The sequence below is a fragment of the Dietzia sp. Die43 genome (genome assembly GCF_024519835.1).
GTDB classification, from domain to species: Bacteria; Actinomycetota; Actinomycetes; order Mycobacteriales; family Mycobacteriaceae; genus Dietzia; species Dietzia kunjamensis.
The window spans coordinates 1-1332 of record NZ_JALJRF010000055.1; the positions used below are offsets into that span (position 1 = coordinate 1).

2 protein-coding genes are annotated in these 1332 nt (G+C 64.3%); both read left to right on the forward strand.

What is annotated here, in order from left to right; translation table 11 throughout:
* Window positions 1-46: 46 nt before the first annotated feature.
* The gene (locus tag NR111_RS18185; RefSeq protein WP_069389795.1) at window positions 47-337 is read left to right on the forward strand and encodes a transposase; all 291 of its coding nucleotides are present in this window, start codon (window positions 47-49) and stop codon (window positions 335-337) included.
* Window positions 334-1302 (forward strand): IS3 family transposase, encoded by a 969-nt coding sequence (locus NR111_RS18190; protein WP_256821622.1) that lies wholly within the window; start codon window positions 334-336, stop codon window positions 1300-1302. The genes NR111_RS18185 and NR111_RS18190 overlap by 4 nt, the downstream gene beginning before the upstream one ends.
* The last annotated feature ends 30 nt before the right edge of the window (window positions 1303-1332 follow it).

Sequence of the window (1332 nt, forward strand, 5' to 3'; positions counted from 1 at the left end):
TGAGGTTCCCCCGGATCCGTAGAGGGATCAGCTATAAGGGGAAGCGATGCCAGAGAAGCGCCAGAAGTACGACCGGGAGTTCCGTGAGGGAGCGGTCCGGATCGTCGAGGAGACCGGGAAGCCGATCGCCCAGATCGCCCGAGACCTTGGGGTCAACGCGGGCACCTTGGGCAATTGGGTCAATCAGGCTAAGGAAGCTCGGGAGGGCACAGAAGGCCTGTCCAGGGGCGACATCGAGGAGCTCAAGCGGCTGCGAGCAGAGAACGCGGAGCTGAAGATGGAGCGTGATGTCCTCAAGCGATCCGTGGTCCTGTGGGTCAAGGAGGCGACGAAGTGAGCGTGGCACGTTTCATCGCCGACCTCAGGACCAACTACCGAGTGCCACACACTCTGGTGTGCGCCCTGCTGGGCGTGTCGCTGGCGTGGTTCTACAAGTGGCTCAAGCGGGCCACCGGGCCGGAGGCGGCCAGCGGTCTGCACACCGAGCGTGACCGCCGCCGCGAGGTCGTCGACCAGGCGGTCGCGAAGGCGTTCACCGCCGCAAAGGGCCGGCATGGATCCCCTCGCCTGTACTTCGACCTTCGTGACGAGGGCTGGCAGGTCAGCGAGAAGACCGTGGCCGACTCGATGCGCCGCCAGGGCCTCGTCGCACGCCGCATCAGACGCCGCAACGGTCTGACCAGGCAGGACAAGACGGCCCCGAAGTTCCCCGACCTGCTCAAGCGGGACTTCACCGCCGACAGGCCGAACGCCCGGCGGGTCGGCGACATGACCGAGATCCCCACCGTCGACGCCAACGGTCGGCCCGGTGAGAAGCCATATCTGGCCACTGTGATCGACCTCTACAGTCGTAGATTGCTTGGTGCTGCCACCGGTCTGCACCCGGACGCCGAACTCGCCTGCGCGGCGATCAACATGGCCGTGGCGACCCGCGGCGGTATCGAGGAGGTCCACCAGTCTGGGTGGCGTGAGGACCCGTCGAAACGAGCCATATTTCACACCGATCGGGGCAGCACCTATACCGCTCACGCGTTCACGAAACTATGCCAAGACCTCGATATTCGCCAATCGATGGGGCGGGTCGGATCGTGCTTTGACAATGCTGCCGCCGAAGCATTTTTCAGCTCGCTGGAATGGGAAGTTTTGTCGCAACACACCTTCGAAAACACCCGCGCCGCCCGGGCCGCTGTGTTGGACTGGTGCTACGGGTTCTACAACCACGACCGACGACACAGCACGATCGGAATGGTGAGCCCGATCAGCTACGAGACCGCCGCGGCGACCGAACCGGAAGCCGCCTAGGAAACCCTCCACGATTCGGGGGGAACCACA